The sequence below is a fragment of the Nitratireductor sp. XY-223 genome, assembly GCF_004959855.1.
Lineage (GTDB): Bacteria > Pseudomonadota > Alphaproteobacteria > Rhizobiales > Rhizobiaceae > Hoeflea_A.
In genome coordinates this window covers 1-17,266 of record NZ_SPNT01000030.1, presented here as the reverse complement: position 1 = coordinate 17,266, position 17,266 = coordinate 1, and the positions used below count along the sequence as shown (strand labels likewise).

13 protein-coding genes, 1 tRNA gene and 1 pseudogene are annotated in these 17,266 nt (G+C 61.2%); 1 reads left to right on the top strand and 14 read right to left on the bottom strand.

The window, feature by feature from the left end; translation table 11 throughout:
- The 4 genes from E4M07_RS28325 to rpsL form a co-directional block, all read right to left on the bottom strand.
- The coding region (locus tag E4M07_RS28325) for a GTP-binding protein (protein WP_246660652.1) at window positions 1-190 on the bottom strand (190 nt) is incomplete at its 3' end.
- A 65-nt stretch (window positions 191-255) separates the two neighbouring features.
- Window positions 256-2,346, bottom strand: a complete 2,091-nt coding sequence (gene fusA, locus E4M07_RS28320) for an elongation factor G (RefSeq protein ID WP_136661776.1) — start codon at window positions 2,344-2,346, stop codon at window positions 256-258.
- A 37-nt stretch (window positions 2,347-2,383) separates the two neighbouring features.
- Complete coding sequence (rpsG, locus tag E4M07_RS28315) at window positions 2,384-2,854, bottom strand: 30S ribosomal protein S7 (RefSeq protein WP_136661775.1); 471 nt, start codon at window positions 2,852-2,854, stop codon at window positions 2,384-2,386.
- Between the two features lie 63 nt (window positions 2,855-2,917).
- Window positions 2,918-3,289, bottom strand: a complete 372-nt coding sequence (gene rpsL, locus E4M07_RS28310; RefSeq protein WP_136661774.1) for a 30S ribosomal protein S12 — start codon at window positions 3,287-3,289, stop codon at window positions 2,918-2,920.
- A 467-nt stretch (window positions 3,290-3,756) separates the two neighbouring features.
- On the opposite strand from rpsL, the gene E4M07_RS28305 reads away from it, so the two are divergent.
- Complete coding sequence (locus tag E4M07_RS28305) at window positions 3,757-4,041, top strand: transcriptional regulator (protein ID WP_136661773.1); 285 nt, start codon at window positions 3,757-3,759, stop codon at window positions 4,039-4,041.
- 66 nt (window positions 4,042-4,107) lie between these two features.
- Here E4M07_RS28305 and rpoC read toward each other — a convergent pair whose 3' ends face one another.
- From rpoC to E4M07_RS28255, 10 genes and pseudogenes are all read right to left on the bottom strand, one after another.
- Window positions 4,108-8,319, bottom strand: coding sequence for a DNA-directed RNA polymerase subunit beta' (rpoC, locus tag E4M07_RS28300; protein ID WP_136661772.1), 4,212 nt, complete (start codon window positions 8,317-8,319; stop codon window positions 4,108-4,110).
- 158 nt (window positions 8,320-8,477) lie between these two features.
- Window positions 8,478-12,626, bottom strand: coding sequence for a DNA-directed RNA polymerase subunit beta (gene rpoB, locus E4M07_RS28295; protein WP_136661771.1), 4,149 nt, complete (start codon window positions 12,624-12,626; stop codon window positions 8,478-8,480).
- Window positions 12,627-12,813: 187 nt separating this feature from the next.
- The gene (gene rplL, locus E4M07_RS28290) at window positions 12,814-13,191 is read right to left on the bottom strand and encodes a 50S ribosomal protein L7/L12 (protein ID WP_136661770.1); all 378 of its coding nucleotides are present in this window, start codon (window positions 13,189-13,191) and stop codon (window positions 12,814-12,816) included.
- Between the two features lie 55 nt (window positions 13,192-13,246).
- Window positions 13,247-13,765, bottom strand: coding sequence for a 50S ribosomal protein L10 (gene rplJ, locus E4M07_RS28285; RefSeq protein WP_136661769.1), 519 nt, complete (start codon window positions 13,763-13,765; stop codon window positions 13,247-13,249).
- 324 nt (window positions 13,766-14,089) lie between these two features.
- A complete protein-coding gene (rplA, locus tag E4M07_RS28280; protein WP_136661768.1) occupies window positions 14,090-14,788 on the bottom strand; it encodes a 50S ribosomal protein L1 in 699 nt (232 codons plus the stop codon).
- A gap of 4 nt (window positions 14,789-14,792) precedes the next feature.
- Window positions 14,793-15,221 carry a 50S ribosomal protein L11 gene (gene rplK / locus E4M07_RS28275; RefSeq protein ID WP_136661767.1) on the bottom strand — a complete coding sequence of 143 codons (429 nt, stop codon included), beginning with the start codon at window positions 15,219-15,221 and terminating at the stop codon, window positions 14,793-14,795.
- A gap of 187 nt (window positions 15,222-15,408) precedes the next feature.
- Window positions 15,409-15,939 (bottom strand): transcription termination/antitermination protein NusG, encoded by a 531-nt coding sequence (nusG, locus tag E4M07_RS28270; protein WP_136661766.1) that lies wholly within the window; start codon window positions 15,937-15,939, stop codon window positions 15,409-15,411.
- Window positions 15,940-15,957: 18 nt separating this feature from the next.
- The gene (secE, locus tag E4M07_RS28265) at window positions 15,958-16,158 is read right to left on the bottom strand and encodes a preprotein translocase subunit SecE (RefSeq protein WP_136661765.1); all 201 of its coding nucleotides are present in this window, start codon (window positions 16,156-16,158) and stop codon (window positions 15,958-15,960) included.
- A gap of 294 nt (window positions 16,159-16,452) precedes the next feature.
- Window positions 16,453-16,528 (bottom strand) — tRNA-Trp (locus tag E4M07_RS28260).
- Between the two features lie 382 nt (window positions 16,529-16,910).
- A pseudogene (locus E4M07_RS28255) lies at window positions 16,911-17,266 on the bottom strand (elongation factor Tu); the annotation flags it as partial.

The following is a 17,266-nucleotide window of genomic DNA, read 5'->3' as shown; positions in this document are numbered from 1 at the left end:
CGACATGGGCCGTCGAAATGGTGATGCCGCGGGCCTTTTCTTCCGGCGCGCCGTCAATCTCGTCATACGCCTTGAAGTCGCCAAAGTACTTCGTGATCGCTGCCGTCAAAGACGTCTTGCCATGGTCAACGTGACCAATCGTGCCGATGTTCACATGCGGCTTCGTTCTCTCAAATTTGCCTTTCGCCATTTTCGGCTCTCCGTTTTCTGGCCCCTCAGAGGGACAATTTGATCTGTGTTCTATTCAATCCGCGGTCAGGCGTATTTTTCCTGAATTTCCTGCGCCACATTGGACGGCACCGGCGCGTAGTGGTCGAACTGCATCGAGTACTGGGCACGGCCTTGTGACATCGAACGCAGGTTGTCCACGTATTTGAACATGTTGGCCAGCGGCACATGGGCGTTGATGACGACCGCGATGCCGCGGACTTCTTGGCCCTGGATCTGGCCGCGACGCGAGTTCAGGTCGCCGATAACGTCACCGACATATTCCTCGGGCGTGACGACCTCGACCTTCATGATCGGCTCGAGCAGCTGGGCTCCGGCTTTCTGCGCACCCTCGCGGAAGGCCGCGCGGGAAGCGATCTCGAACGCCAGGACCGAGGAGTCGACGTCGTGGTAGGCGCCGTCGATGAGGGTCGCCTTGACGCCGAGCATCGGGAAGCCGGCCAGCGGACCGGACGAAAGTACACTTTCGATACCCTTCTGGACGCCCGGGATGTATTCCTTCGGAACGGCACCGCCGACGATCTTCGATACGAATTCGAACTCTTCGCCCTCGGGGTTCGGTTCGAAAATGATCTTGACGCGGGCGAACTGGCCCGAACCGCCGGACTGTTTCTTGTGGGTGTAGTCCACTTCGGCTTCGCGGGTGATGGTCTCGCGGTAGGCGACCTGCGGGGCGCCGACATTGGCCTCGACCTTGAATTCGCGCTTCATGCGGTCGACGAGAATGTCGAGATGAAGCTCGCCCATTCCGGCGATGATGGTCTGCCCCGATTCCTCGTCCGACTTGACGCGGAAGGACGGGTCCTCGGCCGCCAAGCGGTTGAGCGCAATGCCCATTTTCTCCTGGTCGCCCTTGGTCTTCGGCTCGATGGCGATCTGGATGACCGGCTCGGGGAATTCCATGCGATCGAGGATAACCGGCTTCAGCGGATCGCAGAGCGTGTCACCCGTGGTGGTTTCCTTCAGGCCGGCAAGCGCGACGATATCGCCGGCATAGGCAACGTCGATGTCCTCGCGGCTGTTGGAGTGCATCTGCAGCATGCGGCCGATGCGCTCGCGTTTCTCCTTGACCGTATTCATGACCGACGAGCCTTTTTCGATGGTGCCGGAATAGATACGGGCGAAGGTGAGCGAGCCGACGAACGGGTCGTTCATGACCTTGAAGGCAAGCATGGAAAGCGGCTCGCCATCGGAGGCCTTGCGGCTGATTTCCTCGTCGGTCTTGACGTCGATGCCCTTGATGGCCGGGATATCGACCGGGCTCGGCAGGTAGTCGACAACCGCGTCGAGAAGCGGCTGGACGCCCTTGTTCTTGAAGGCACTGCCGCAGAACATCGGGTAGAAGTCGACATTGATGGTGCCCTGCCGTACGAGCGCGCGGATCTCGTCGTTGGAGGGCATGTTGCCTTCCAGGTACGATTCCATCGCCGCTTCGTCGATCTCGACGACCGTCTCGATCAGCTTTTCGCGGTATTCCTCGGCCTGGTCCTTCAGGTCGTCCGGGATCTCAACGACATCCCACTGGGCGCCGAGCGACTCGTCGCGCCAGACAAGCGCGTTCATCTCGATCAGATCGACGACACCCTTGAAGTCGCTTTCGGCGCCGATCGGAAGCTGCATGACCACCGGCGTCGCACCGAGGCGCGAGCCGACCATCTCGACCGAACGGAAGAAGTCGGCGCCGATCTTGTCCATCTTGTTGCAGAAGATCATGCGCGGAACGTTGTACTTGTCGGCCTGGCGCCAGACCGTCTCGGTCTGCGGCTCGACGCCGGCATTGGCATCGAGCAGCGCCACGGCACCGTCAAGCACGCGGAGCGAACGCTCGACCTCGATGGTGAAGTCGACGTGTCCGGGCGTGTCGATGATGTTGAAGCGGCGCATGTTGCCGTCACGGCCCTTCCAGAACGTGGTGGTCGCGGCCGAGGTGATCGTGATGCCACGCTCCTGCTCCTGCTCCATCCAGTCCATGGTGGCCGCACCGTCGTGCACTTCGCCGATCTTGTGCGACTTTCCGGTATAATACAGGATGCGCTCGGTCGTCGTCGTCTTACCGGCGTCGATATGCGCCATGATGCCGAAGTTTCGGTAGTCTTCGATTGCGTATTCGCGGGCCATTTCAGTGCCTTTCAGTGCAAATGTCGTGTGCGACCGGTTACCAGCGATAATGCGAGAAGGCGCGGTTCGCGTCGGCCATCTTGTGCGTGTCCTCACGCTTTTTGACCGCGCTGCCGCGATTGTTGGCCGCATCCATGAGTTCGCCGGACAGGCGCTCGATCATGGTCGACTCGTTGCGGCTGCGTGCAGCGCTGATCAGCCAGCGGATGGCCAGGGCCTGACGGCGCTCCGGGCGGACATCGACCGGCACCTGGTAGGTGGCGCCGCCGACGCGGCGGGAGCGGACCTCGACCTGCGGCGCGACATTGTCGAGCGCGGAGTGGAAGGTGCCGACCGGCTCCTGCTTGGTCTTTTCTTCGATCACGTCGAACGCGCCATAGACAATGCTCTCCGCGACGGACTTCTTGCCGTCCAGCATGATGGCGTTCATGAATTTGGTGATCACCAGGTCGCCGAATTTGGGATCCGGGTTGATCTCGCGTTTTTCTGCTCTGTGACGTCGGGACATGCTCTAGTCTCTCAACTGCCGTCGGATGCGAGACGCCCCTGCGCCACGATCCGAACTGTTTGCTTACTTCGGACGTTTGGCGCCGTATTTCGAGCGACGCTGTTTGCGGTCCTTGACGCCCTGCGTATCGAGAACGCCGCGAATAATGTGATAGCGCACACCCGGAAGGTCCTTCACGCGACCGCCGCGGATCATCACCACGGAGTGTTCCTGAAGGTTGTGGCCCTCACCGGGAATGTAGCCGATGACCTCAAAGCCGTTGGTCAGGCGAATCTTTGCGACCTTCCGCAGAGCCGAGTTCGGCTTCTTCGGGGTCGTCGTGTAGACGCGGGTACACACGCCGCGTTTTTGCGGGTTGGCCTCGAGAGCCGGAACCTTGTTTCGCTTAACCGGCGCCTGGCGCGGCTTGCGGATCAGCTGGTTTACGGTAGGCATTCAACCTTCCTTTTAAACAAAACCTTGCATATGCCCTCGCGGGCGCTCCCTGCACGTAATATCCATGCGCAAATGGGCAAACCCGCCATTGGCGGCTTGCCCCAAAATCGCAGAGGACACGCTGTCATCGTGTCGTGCATGCAGCATTTTTATCAACGTGCAGTAAGAACCGTGTCTGGAGCGAACTTCAGGACGAGTCATCCCGAACCAGCCAGCCCCACATCGGCTCTGGTGGCCGCTAGATACTTATTTGCCGGGGGGTCGTCAAGTGGTTCCGGGAAATATTGTGGGCCTGAGAGTATATAGGACGGCGTTTTGGCAAAATGAGGGCCGGTCGGCCCGTCTGCGCACCGATTTTCCTTGCCCATCGCGCGCTGCGGGTACACAAGAGGGCGACAGCCCCTGCCCGGTCTACGCCAACGGGAATCGGGGAATCAGTTGACCCGTTCGCGAAAGGCAATTCCCACATGACTCCCACGGACCAAGAGGCCGATGAAGACCGGAGTGTCTTCGTCATCATCGGGCGCGTGTTTGAACAGAAGGACGGCGAGCCGATCGACGTTCACATTCTGCTCACCGCGCCTGACGACGATACGGCGGTGCGCACCGCGCTCAATGCGCTGGCGGAGGAAGGCTACGAGGAAGCCGAGCTCGATCAGATCGGGGTCATGGACGGCATGCCGGACGAGGAACCGCATGCCTCCGCGTTCCAGGGCGCCCTGGAGGGTGAGATCGCCATCATCCAGCTTTGAACCGGCGAACACAGACAAAATAAAACCCGGCCACTGGCCGGGTTTTTTGTTCACATGCCGTAGGCGTTACTCGCCTGCCGGTGCCTTTTCGGCCTCGGCGGAAAGATCGGCGAGCATCGGACCTGCCTCCTCGGCGGCGCTTTTCTTGCGCTCTTCCAGGATGAGGTCGTCGCGCGACGTGGCGATGCGGCGAATCTGGTTCATCGCGCCGCCCGTGCCCGCCGGGATCAGCCGGCCGACGATGACGTTTTCCTTCAGGCCCTGGAGCGCATCCATCTTGCCTGCGACCGCAGCTTCCGTCAGCACCTTGGTGGTTTCCTGGAAGGAAGCCGCCGAGATGAAGGACGGGGTCTGCAGCGATGCCTTGGTGATGCCGAGCAGGACCGGATCGCCGACGGCCGGCTTCTTGCCTTCCTCGGCCAGGCGCTCGTTGGCGATATCGAGCTCGATGCGGTCGACATTGTCGCCGACGATATAGGCCGAGTCGCCGGAGTCGGTGATTTCCACCTTCTGCAGCATCTGGCGGACGATCACCTCGATATGCTTGTCGTTGATGACAACGCCCTGCAGACGGTAGACCTCCTGGATCTCGTTGACGAGATAGGATGCCAGTGCCTCGACGCCCTTGATGGCAAGGATGTCGTGGGGTGCCGGATTGCCGTCGAGGATGTAGTCACCCTTCTCGATTGCGTCGCCATCCTGAAGGTGGAAGGGCTTGCCTTTCGGGATCAGGTACTCGACCGGCTCGGCGCCGTCCTCATGCGGCTCGATGACGATGCGGCGCTTGTTCTTGTAGTCGCGGCCGAAGCGGATCGTGCCGTCGATCTCGGCGATGATCGCGTGGTCCTTCGGACGACGCGCCTCGAACAGCTCGGCAACGCGCGGCAGACCGCCGGTGATGTCCTTGGTCTTCGCGCTCTCCATCGGGACACGCGCAAGCACGTCGCCCTCAGAGACCTTCGAACCCGGCTCGACGGACAGGATGGCGTCCACCGACAGCATGAAACGGGCCTCCCCGCCCCTGCCGAGCTTGGCGACCTTGCCGTCCTTGCCCTTGATGACAATGGCGGGTTTCAGATCCGTGCCGCGCGGCGTCGAACGCCAGTCGATGACCTGGCGCTTGGTGATGCCGGTCGTCTCGTCGGTCGATTCAGAGACCGAGACGCCGTCGACGACATCCTCGAACTCCACCGTGCCGGACACTTCGGTCATCATCGGGCGGGTATAGGGATCCCATTCGGCAAGGCGCTGGCCGCGCTTCACCTTGTCGCCATCGTCGACGAAGATGCGCGAACCGTAGGCAACGCGCTGCGACGAACGCTCAACGCCCTGGGCGTCGAGGATCTGGATCGACATGGAACGGCCCATGGCGACGAGATTGCCCTCGGAGTTGCGCAGGATGTTGCGGTTCTTGATCTTGACCTTGCCCTCATAGGAGGCTTCCAGGAACGACTGGTCGACCACGGTGGCGGTGCCGCCGAGGTGGAAGGTGCGCATGGTTAGCTGCGTACCCGGCTCGCCGATCGACTGAGCGGCGATGACACCGACGGCCTCACCGATATTGACCGGCGTTCCGCGGGCAAGATCGCGACCGTAGCAGGTGCCGCAGATGCCGCTCTGGACTTCGCAGGTCAGAGCCGAACGGATCTTGATGGACTGGACGTTGGCAGCCTCGATGGCGGCAATGTCCGCTTCCTCGATCATCTTGCCGGCGGCAACGAGCACGTCGCCCGTTTGCGGATGGGTAACGTCTTCAAGCGCCGTGCGGCCCAGCACGCGCTGGCCGAGCGACGCGACAACCTGGCCGGCATCGACGATGGCGGTCATCGTCAGTCCGTTCTCGGTGCCGCAGTCGGCCTGAGTGACGATACAGTCCTGTGCGACGTCGACGAGGCGACGGGTCAGATAGCCGGAGTTCGCGGTCTTCAGCGCGGTGTCGGCCAGGCCCTTGCGGGCGCCGTGAGTCGAGTTGAAGTACTCGTTCACGGTCAGGCCTTCCTTGAAGTTCGAGGTAATCGGCGTTTCGATGATCTCGCCGGACGGCTTGGCCATCAGGCCGCGCATACCGCCGAGCTGGCGCATCTGGTTGGGCGATCCGCGGGCACCGGAGTGGCTCATCATGTAGATCGAGTTCATCGGCTTCTGGCGACCGTCGTCGTCGAACTCGACCGCCTTGATGCGGCCCATCATTTCATCGGCGACCTTCTCGGTCGCTTTGCCCCAGGCGTCAACGACCTTGTTGTACTTCTCGCCCTGGGTGATGAGACCGTCATTGTACTGCTGCTCGTATTCCTTCACGAGCATCTCGGTCTCGCTGACGATCTTGGACTTGGTGGCCGGGATCACCATGTCGTCCTTGCCGAACGAGATGCCGGCGCGGCAGGCATGGCCGAAGCCGAGCTGCATGATGCGGTCGCAGAAGATGACCGTCTCTTTCTGACCGCAGTGACGGTAGACCGTGTCGATCATCTTGGAGATGTTCTTCTTGGTCATTTCCTGGTTGCAGATGTCGAACGGGACATTGGCGTTGCGCGGCAGCAATTCGCCGATGATCATGCGGCCGGGGGTCGTGTCGTGGATGAGGGACACTTCGTTGCCCTCTTCGTCCACCGTCTTGAAGCGGCCCTTGATCTTGGCGTGCAGCGTGACGACCTTGTTTTCGAGCGCGTGGTGCAACTCGCCCATATCGGCGAAGATCATGCCCTCGCCCGGCTCGTTCTCGTTCATGATCGAGAGATAATAGAGACCCAGGACCATGTCCTGCGACGGCACGATGATCGGCGCGCCGTTGGCCGGGTGCAGGATGTTGTTCGTGGACATCATCAGCACGCGCGCCTCGAGCTGGGCTTCCAGCGACAGCGGCACGTGGACCGCCATCTGGTCGCCGTCGAAGTCGGCGTTGAAGGCGGTGCAGACCAGCGGGTGAAGCTGGATGGCCTTGCCCTCGACGAGGGTCGGCTCGAATGCCTGGATGCCGAGGCGGTGCAGCGTCGGCGCACGGTTCAGCAGCACCGGGTGCTCGCGGATCACCTCGTCGAGGATATCCCAGACCTCCGGCTTTTCCTTTTCGACCAGCTTCTTGGCCTGCTTGACGGTCGACGAGTAGCCCTTGGCGTCGAGCCGCGCGTAGATGAATGGCTTGAACAGCTCAAGTGCCATCTTTTTCGGCAGGCCGCACTGGTGCAGCTTCAGTTCCGGACCGGTCACGATGACTGAACGGCCCGAATAGTCAACGCGCTTGCCAAGCAGGTTCTGACGGAAACGTCCCTGCTTGCCCTTCAGCATGTCGGACAGGGATTTCAGCGGCCGCTTGTTGGCGCCCGTGATAACCCGGCCGCGACGGCCGTTGTCGAACAGCGCATCGACCGATTCCTGCAGCATGCGCTTTTCGTTGCGGATGATGATACCGGGCGCACGCAACTCGATCAGCCGCTTCAGACGGTTGTTCCGGTTGATGACGCGGCGGTAAAGGTCATTGAGGTCGGAGGTCGCGAAACGGCCGCCGTCAAGCGGCACCAGCGGACGCAGGTCCGGCGGGATGACCGGGACGACCTTGAGGATCATCCATTCCGGGCGGTTGCCGGATTCAATGAAGTTCTCGACCAGCTTCAGCCGCTTCATCAGCTTCTTGGTCTTCAGCTCCGAGGACGTCGCGGCGAGTTCGTCACGCAGGTCAACGGCGATCTTTTCGAGATCCATCGCAGCGAGCAGCTCGAAGATCGCCTCGGCGCCGATCATGGCGGTGAAGGCGTCCTCGCCGAACTCGTCGACGGCGAGCATGTAGTCTTCCTCGGAAAGAAGCTGGTTCTCCTTCAGCGAGGTCAGGCCGGGTTCCGTGACGATGTAGTTCTCGAAGTAAAGAACCCGCTCGATGTCCTTCAGCGTCATGTCGAGCAACGTTCCGATGCGGCTCGGCAGCGACTTCAGGAACCAGATATGGGCCACCGGCGCAGCGAGCTCGATGTGGCCCATGCGCTCGCGGCGCACCCGCGAAAGTGTAACTTCGACGCCGCATTTTTCGCAGATAATGCCCTTGTACTTCATGCGCTTGTACTTGCCGCAAAGACATTCGTAGTCCTTTATCGGGCCGAAGATACGCGCGCAGAAGAGGCCGTCACGCTCGGGCTTGAACGTACGGTAGTTGATTGTTTCCGGCTTTTTGATCTCGCCGTAGGACCAGGAGAGGATCTTCTCCGGAGACGCTATCGAAATCCGGATGGAATCGAAGGTCTGCACCGGAGTCTGCGGGTTGAAAAGGTTCATGACCTCTTGGTTCATGCCTGTCTCCTTCGTGGGGCTGGGCCCCTTTGCAGACGGTTGTGCGGCCTTGCCTGCTTTGCCACACACCGTCCAAATCGTTCCGCCGCCTTTGTTGGTTCAGCGCAAACGGCAATCGCGCTGAGTGCGGCGCGCCGTTTCCGGCACGCCGCGCCGTGTTATTCGGCTGCGTCGGGCAGCTGCTCCGAATCCTGATCCATTTCCGGATCGACCCGGGTATTCTCCAACTCGACATTGAGACCGAGCGAACGCATTTCCTTGACGAGAACGTTGAAGCTCTCCGGAATGCCGGCCTCGAACGTGTCGTCGCCGCGCACAATCGCCTCGTAGACCTTGGTGCGGCCGGCCACGTCGTCGGACTTGACGGTCAGCATCTCCTGCAAGGTGTAGGCGGCGCCGTAGGCCTCGAGCGCCCAGACCTCCATCTCACCGAAACGCTGTCCGCCGAACTGCGCCTTACCGCCCAGCGGCTGCTGGGTGACGAGCGAGTACGGACCGATCGAACGGGCGTGGATCTTGTCGTCGACCAGGTGGTTCAGCTTCAGCATATAGATGTAGCCGACCGTGACCTGGCGGTCGAACGGTTCGCCCGTGCGTCCGTCGTAGAGCGTCGATTGGCCGGACTCGTTCAGTCCCGCCTTGGTCAGCATCTCGTTGACGTCGGCTTCCACGGCGCCGTCGAAGACGGGCGTTGCGATGGACACGCCGCGCTTGGTCTGCTCGGCAAGGCGGACAATCGAGTCATCGTCATATTTGGAGATCGGCTCGCCCTTCGGACCCGATCCGATGACATCGTCGATGGTCTTGCGCAGCTTCTTGATGTCGCCGCCGTCCTTGTAGGCGTCGAGCATGTCGCCGATGCGCTGTCCCATGCCGGCGCAGGCCCAACCCAGATGGGTCTCCAGGATCTGGCCGACATTCATGCGGGACGGAACGCCAAGCGGGTTGAGCACGATGTCCACATGGGTACCGTCATCGAGGAACGGCATGTCCTCGATCGGCACGATGCGGGAGATCACGCCCTTGTTGCCGTGGCGGCCGGCCATCTTGTCGCCGGGCTGCACCTTGCGCTTAACGGCGACAAAGACCTTGACCATCTTCATGACGCCGGGCGGCATCTCGTCGCCGCGCTGGACCTTCTCGACCTTGTCCATGAAACGCTGCTCGAGCCGCTTCTTGGATTCGTCGTACTGGGCGCGCAGCGCCTCGATCTCGCCCTGGAGCTTCTCGCTCTCGACAGCGAACATCCACCACTGCGAGCGGGGATATTCCTGCATCAGATCGGCGGTGAGCTTTGTGCCCTTCTTGAAGCCCTTGGGGCCGGCCACGGCCTTTTTGCCCGACAGCATGTCGGAAAGACGGCCGTAGACGTTGCGGTCGAGGATCGCCTGTTCGTCGTCACGGTCCTTGGCAAGACGCTCGATCTCCTCGCGTTCGATCGCCATGGCACGTTCGTCCTTCTCGACGCCGTGGCGGTTGAACACGCGGACCTCGACGACCGTGCCGAAGGTGCCGGGCGGCATGCGCATGGACGTATCGCGTACATCCGACGCCTTCTCGCCGAAGATGGCGCGCAGGAGTTTTTCCTCCGGCGTCATCGGGCTCTCGCCCTTCGGCGTGATCTTGCCGACGAGGATATCGCCCGGGGCGACCTCTGCGCCGATATAGACAATGCCGGCCTCGTCGAGGTTCTTCAGCGCCTCTTCCGAGACGTTCGGAATATCGCGGGTGATTTCCTCCGGTCCGAGCTTGGTGTCGCGCGCCATGACCTCGAATTCGTCGATATGGATCGAGGTGAAGACGTCGTCGCGGACGATGCGCTCGGAAAGGAGGATCGAATCCTCGTAGTTGTAGCCGTTCCAGGGCATGAACGCGACGAGCACGTTGCGGCCGAGCGCCAGGTCACCGAGATCCGTGGACGGACCGTCGGCGATGATGTCGCCCTTCTGGATCTGGTCGCCGACATTCACCAGCGGGCGCTGGTTGATGCAGGTGTTCTGGTTGGAACGCTGGAACTTCTGCAGCGTGTAGATGTCGACGCCGGACTTCGACGGATCGAGTTCCTCGGTGGCGCGGATGACGATACGCGTCGCGTCCACCTGGTCGACGACACCGGTCCTGTGCGCGGCGATCGCGGCGCCGGAATCACGGGCCACGACCGGCTCCATGCCGGTGCCGACATAGGGTGCCTCGGCGCGCACGAGCGGCACCGCCTGACGCTGCATGTTGGAGCCCATCAGGGCGCGGTTCGCGTCGTCGTTCTCCAGGAACGGAATAAGCGCCGCAGCGACCGAGACGAGCTGCTTCGGCGAGACGTCCATCAGGTCGATGGAATCGCGCGGGGCAAGCATCACGTCACCGGCGTGACGGCAGACGACGAACTCGTCGGCGAAGGAGCCGTCCTTGTTCAGGATCGCGTTGGCCTGCGCCACGTGGTACTTGGCTTCCTCCATGGCCGACAGGTACATCACCTCGTTGGTGACCTTGCCGTCGACGATGCGCCGGTACGGGCTTTCGATGAAGCCGTACTTGTTGACGCGGGCGAAGGTCGCCAGCGAGTTGATCAGCCCGATATTCGGGCCTTCCGGCGTCTCGATCGGACAGATGCGGCCGTAATGGGTCGGGTGCACGTCGCGCACCTCGAAGCCGGCGCGCTCACGCGTCAGGCCGCCCGGCCCGAGCGCCGAAAGACGCCGCTTGTGGGTGATCTCCGACAGCGGATTGACCTGGTCCATGAACTGCGACAGCTGCGACGAGCCGAAGAATTCGCGCACGGCGGCGGCCGCCGGCTTGGCGTTGATCAGGTCCTGCGGCATGACGGTGTCGATCTCGATGGACGACATGCGCTCCTTGATGGCGCGCTCCATGCGCAGCAGACCCAGGCGGTACTGGTTTTCCATCAGCTCGCCGACCGAGCGGACGCGTCGGTTGCCGAGGTTGTCGATGTCGTCGATCTCGCCCTTGCCGTCGCGCAGTTCGACCAGCGTCTTGACGACCGCAAGGATGTCCTCCTTGCGCAGGACGCGGACGGTATCTTCCGCATCGAGATCGAGACGCATGTTCATCTTGACGCGGCCGACGGACGAAAGGTCGTAGCGCTCCGGATCGAAGAACAGCGAATTGAACATCGCCTCGGCCGATTCCATGGTCGGCGGCTCGCCTGGGCGCATGACCCGGTAGATGTCGAAAAGCGCGTCCTGGCGGCTCTCGTTCTTGTCCGCGGACAGCGTGTTGCGAATGTAGCCGCCGACATTGACATGGTCGATGTCGAGGATCGGGATTTCCTTGAACCCGGCCTCGATCAGAATCGGCAGCGTCTTCTCGTCCAGTTCGTCGCCGGCTTCGAGATAGATCTCGCCGGTTTCCATGTTGACCATGTCGCGGGCCAGATAGGTGCCGTAAAGGTCCTCGTCGGTGCACTTCAGTGCCTTGACGCCCTTATCGCCGAGTTGCTTGAGGAAGCGCGGCGTCAGCTTCTTGCCGGCCTCGGCAATGACCTTGCCCGTGTCGGCATTGATCAGGTCCGTAACCGCCTTGGTGCCCTTAAGGACGTCCGGCTGGAACGGAATGCGCCAGCCGTCGCCCTTTCGCGTATAGGTCGAATGGCTGTAGAAGGTGTCGAGGATCTCCTCGCCGTCCATGCCCAGCGCCATGAGCAGCGAGGTCACGGGGATCTTGCGGCGGCGGTCGATGCGCGCATGGACGATGTCCTTGGCGTCGAACTCGATGTCGAGCCAGGAACCGCGGTAGGGAATGACGCGCGCGGCAAACAGTAGCTTGCCGGAAGAATGGCTCTTGCCCTTGTCGTGATCGAAGAACACGCCGGGCGAACGGTGCATCTGCGAGACGATGACGCGCTCGGTGCCGTTGACGATGAACGTGCCGTTGTCCGTCATCAGTGGCATGTCGCCCATATAGACGTTCTGCTCCTTGATGTCCTTGATGGACTTGGCGCCGGTATCCTCGTCGATATCGAAGACGATCAGACGCAGGGTCACCTTCAGCGGCGCCGCGTAGGTCAGGTCACGCTGCCGGCACTCCTCGACGTCGAACTTCGGCGGTTCGAACTCGTAGGAGACGAATTCCAGCATCGATGCGCCGGAAAAATCGGAAATCGGGAAGACGGACTTGAAGACCGCCTGCAGCCCCTCGTCGGGACGCCCGCCTTCCGGTTCGTCTATCATCAAGAACTGGTCATAGGATGCCTTTTGAACCTCAATCAGGTTCGGCATCTCTGCAACCTCGGGTATTTTTCCAAAAAACTTGCGTACGCGCCTGCGACCGTTAAACGAAAGGGTCTGAGCCATCGTCGCTCCTTGTGCTTGCATCCGGGCCTGCAAATGACGAAGCCTCTGGCCAGGGGGCTTCGAATATCGGGTTTTTGAGAACCCATTACCCAAGAGCCGTTTTCAGGCTCTTGGGTAATCGGTCCGGCATTCAGAATCGCCGAAGGCGGAGCCGCAATACGGCCCCGCCCCGTAACGGTAAAACCGTTTATTTGAGCTCGACGCTTGCGCCTGCTTCCTCGAGCTTGGTCTTGATTTCCTCGGCCTCGGCCTTGGCAACACCTTCCTTGACAGCTTTCGGTGCGCTTTCGACGAGGTCCTTGGCTTCCTTGAGGCCAAGGCCCGTGATGCCGCGGACTTCCTTGATGACGTTGATCTTCTTGTCGCCTGCGGCGGCAAGAATGACGTCAAACTCGTCCTTTTCCTCGGCAGCAGCGGCATCGCCACCACCGGCTGCGGCTGCTGCAACGGCAACCGGTGCCGCGGCAGAAACGCCCCAGTGTTCTTCGAGCATCTTGGACAGCTCAGCGGCTTCCAGGACAGTCAGGTTTGAAAGGTCTTCAACGATCTTAGCAAGATCAGCCATAGTTTGGTTTCCTTACACGTTCGGTTCGAACTGGTTCTGAACAGCGAAGTTCCGCCTAAGCGGCTTCGTCCTTCTGGGCATAAGCATTGACGACGCGGGCAAGCTGACCTGCCGGTGCGCCTACAACCTGAGCTATGCGCGTTGCCGGCGTGTTGATCATGCCGACAATCTTCGCACGCAGCTCATCGATGGACGGCAGCGAGGCAAGCGCCTTCACACCGTCTGCATCGAGCTCGGTCGCACCCATCGCTCCGCCAAGGACCACGAGGTTTTCGTTGATCTTGGAGAACTCGACTGCGACCTTCGGAGCGGTGACAGGATCATCGCTGTAGGCGATGACGGTCTGTCCCTGGAAGAGACTTGAGATCCCTTCCGACTCCGTGCCCTGAAGAGCAATTTTGGCCAGGCGGTTCTTCGCGACTTTGACCGTGCCTCCGGCTTCACGCATACGCGAGCGAAGATCGCTCATCTGCGCAACCGAAAGACCAGCATAGTGGGCCACGACAATAGAGCCCGAGGACTTGAAGACCTCGCTCAGTGCCGCGACGAATTCGCGTTTTTCCGCTCTTTCCACTGCCACTCTCCAGTTGACAGGTCCCTTGCGGACACCTGTCGGGTTTTGCCTTGCCACCCAGGGCCATTTGCGACCCGCAAGCGACGCTTGAGGATCCTGTCCCCTCGAGCCGGCAGCTTGCCGACGCAAGGCAAAGAAGGTTCGAACCGAACTGCATTGCGCGAGGCGCATGAATTTCGGATCTTACCCGTCTCATGCGGGCCAAGTGATTAAGGAAAACCACCCGCAATCTCGGACAGGAGTTCCGGGTTTTAAGGCCCGGATTTTCCGGCCCGAAGGCCGAAAAACTGTTTGGACCGGCGCTCTGCCGGTCTTTTTCGACAGCTAGGCCGAAGCCAGGCTCGCCGGATCAATCTTCACGCCGGCGCCCATGGTCGACGAAATGGCAACGCGCTTGACGTAGTTGCCCTTGGCGCCGCTGGGCTTTGCCTTCATGACCGCATCGGTAAAGGCGCGGATATTCTCTTCAATGGCTTTCGGCTCGAACGAAGCCTTGCCCACGCCGGCATGGACGATGCCGGCCTTTTCGACGCGAAACTCAACCGCACCGCCCTTCGAGGCGTTGACGGCCGCGGTAATGTCTGCAGTCACCGTTCCGACCTTGGGGTTCGGCATCATGCCGCGCGGACCGAGCACCTTGCCGAGGCGGCCGACGAGCGGCATCATGTCCGGCGTCGCGATGCAACGGTCGAAGTCGATCTGACCGCCCTGCACCTTTTCCACCAGTTCCTCCGCGCCGACGATATCGGCGCCAGCAGCCTTGGCCTCATCCGCCTTGGCATCGCGGGCGAACACGGCGACGCGAACCGAGCGACCGGTTCCGTTCGGCAGATTCACGACGCCGCGGACCATCTGGTCGGCGTGGCGCGGATCGACGCCGAGGTTCATGGCGACTTCAATCGTCTCGTCGAACTTGGCAGTCGCGCGCTCCTTGACGAGCGACACGGCCTCGGTCAGGTCGTAGAGTTTCGTCGGCTCAAGGCCGTCACGGATCTTCTGAACACGTTTTGCGATCTTGCCCATCGTTCTACTCCGTCACTTCCAGACCCATGGAGCGGGCGGAGCCCTCGACCATTCTCATTGCACCTTCGACATCGGCCGCGTTGAGGTCCTGCATCTTCGCTTCCGCGATGGTGCGGACCTGCGCCTTGCTGACGGAACCGGCTACCGTGCGGCCTGGCTCGGTGGAACCCGATTTCAGCTTGGCTTCCTTCTTCAGGTAGTAGCTGACAGGCGGCTGCTTCATCGTGAAGGTGAAGGACTTGTCCTGGTAGTAGGTGATGAGGCACGGAATGGGCGCATTGCGTTCCATTTCCTGCGTGGCCGCATTGAAGGCCTTGCAGAATTCCATGATGTTGATGCCACGCTGACCAAGTGCGGGACCGATCGGCGGCGACGGATTGGCGGCGCCTGCCGGGACCTGCAGCTTGAGCTGACCTGCAACTTTCTTAGCCATTTCTCTCTCTGCCCTTACATACTGGGACCGCCAAGGCGGCCCGGCTCATGTTTGCGGCCCGGATCGTTGTCAAACGTCACGCGGACCGTTGCCGGAATTCCGGCGGCTGCGGTTGCGTGGTCCGGTATCCGAGGCCGGCTTTGCCTCGTACACCTCCCACGCGGGGTGCAGGTTTCCCTGCCAGCGGTCAGACCTTTTCGACCTGACCGTATTCCAGTTCGACCGGTGTGGCGCGTCCGAAGATGGACACCTCCACCTTGAGGCGCGAGCGCTCCTCGTCCACTTCCTGCACGGTGCCGGAGAACGAGGCGAACGGCCCGTCGGACACCCGGATCTGCTCGCCGATCTCGAAGGAGATGGACGGCTTCGGCCGGTCGACCCCCTCCTGGATCTGCGTGAGGATCGCCTCGGCTTCCGAATCGGGGATCGGGACCGGCTTGTTGTCCGAACCCAGAAAGCCGGTGACCTTGGGCGTGTTCTTGATCAGGTGATAGGCCTCGTCGGTCAGATCGGCCCGCACCATCACATAGCCCGGAAAGAACTTGCGCTCGGAATCGACCTTGCGGCCGCGGCGCACCTCGACCACTTTCTCCGTCGGCACAAGAATTTTCTCAAAGAGGTGATCCAGCCCCTTGGCGCGCGCCTGCTCCTCGATGGATTCGGCGACCTTCTTTTCAAAATTCGAGTATGCGTGGACAATGTACCAACGCGCTGCCATTAAATTCTCCTGCCCGCACTAGCTGCCAACATTCAGGACCAGCCCAACAAGCCAGCCCAGAAGCTGATCGGCCGCAAAGAAAAACGTTGCTGCCAGGACAACCATGACAAGCACCATCAGCGTGGAGATCATCGTCTCCCGCCGCGAAGGCCATGTCACTTTCGACGTTTCAGCGCGCACTTGCTGCAGAAACGTAAATGGATTGGTTTTTGATGCCATGAGCCGCTCACGCATTTACGGCGCGTAAACAGGGCCGGTCAGCCCCACGCGCCGCGTGTCTGTTTTTTCCCTTATTAATCGGCGATTCCCAAAATCACAAGGGGTTTGTGTGGAATTATTTCAATAATTGGTGAGCCATTGCGGCCAAATCAAGACCGGCCGAGCCCCGCCGTTTTGCTCACCAATCCCGTCCGCCGGATTTGCGAGGGCAACAGGAGAGCATTTCCTTCACCAGTTTCCGTCTCGGATCCGCTGACGAAAACCGCCCGATCCGACGCCTGGACCTTCCGGAAATGGCAGGGGCAGAGAGGCTCGAACTCCCGACCTACGGTTTTGGAGACCGTCGCTCTACCAACTGAGCTATACCCCTAAAAGGCCGTGTCGCGGTTTATCCGCATTTCCGATCCGGTTCAAGCGGCAAGTGAAGCTTGGCTGAACAATATTCAACCGCGGCAACAGAAAGCCCGAACCTTACCGCAAATAAGAATGCGCCGGTTCCCCGGCGCATCCCAAAGTTTGAAATTAGAGGCCTTCGGCTTGGCGCCGCATCACTCCGTGATGCTTGCGACGATGCCGGCGCCGTGGCAAAGCGCGCCTGCGCCCCCATTGCCCATTTTAAGTGCGTCGGCAGCTTTCGGCTTCGCGCCGCATCACTCCGTGATGCTTGCGACGATGCCGGCGCCGCGGCAAAGCGCGCTTGCGCGTCCTTTGCCCACTTTAAGTGCGTCGGCAGCTTTCGGCATCGCGCCGCATCACTCCGTGATGCTAGCGACGATGCCAGCGCCGACGGTGCGGCCGCCTTCGCGGATGGCGAAGCGAAGCTTCTCTTCCATCGCGATCGGCACGATCAGCTCGACGTCAACCGTCACATTGTCGCCCGGCATCACCATCTCGGTGCCTTCCGGAAGCGTCACAACACCCGTCACGTCCGTCGTGCGGAAATAGAACTGCGGACGGTAGTTGGTGAAGAACGGCGTGTGACGGCCGCCCTCTTCCTTCGTCAGGATGTAGGCCTCGGCCTTGAACTTCGTGTGCGGCGTAACAGAACCCGGCTTGCAAAGAACCTGGCCGCGCTCCACACCGTCACGGTCGACACCGCGAAGCAGCG